Genomic DNA, 330 nt, shown 5'->3' with positions numbered 1-330 from the left:
GGCCGCGTCGAGACGGTGCCCCTGGTGATCGTGGTCCTCGTCGTGAGGGCGGAGCCGGTGATCGGGGTCCGCGTCGCGAGGGTGGTTACGGCGATCGGGGTCCCCGTCGCGAGGGTGGTTTCCGTGACGATCGCGGGCCGCGTCGTGAAGGTGAGGAGCGTCGTCCGTTCCGTGACAGGGACGATCGAGGCCCGCGCCGAGAGGGCGGCTTTGGTGATCGTGGTCCCCGTCGTGAGGGTGGCTTCCGTGACCGGGATGATCGTGGGCCGCGTCGAGACGGTGCCCCTGGTGATCGTGGTCCTCGTCGTGAGGGCGGAGCCGGTGATCGGG

At 70.6% G+C, this 330-nt stretch carries 1 protein-coding gene; it reads left to right on the top strand.

Annotated features, from left to right (window positions below; all coding sequences use genetic code 11):
• Window positions 1-24: 24 nt before the first annotated feature.
• Window positions 25-330 (top strand): hypothetical protein (locus tag ETD85_RS67205; protein ID WP_170247528.1); only part of this gene is annotated, 306 nt, incomplete at its 3' end.

The organism is Nonomuraea zeae, from assembly GCF_005889725.1.
Classification (GTDB): Bacteria; Actinomycetota; Actinomycetes; order Streptosporangiales; family Streptosporangiaceae; genus Nonomuraea; species Nonomuraea zeae.
The sequence above is the reverse complement of the archived record's forward strand: the minus strand, read 5'-3'. Positions and strand labels throughout refer to the sequence as shown.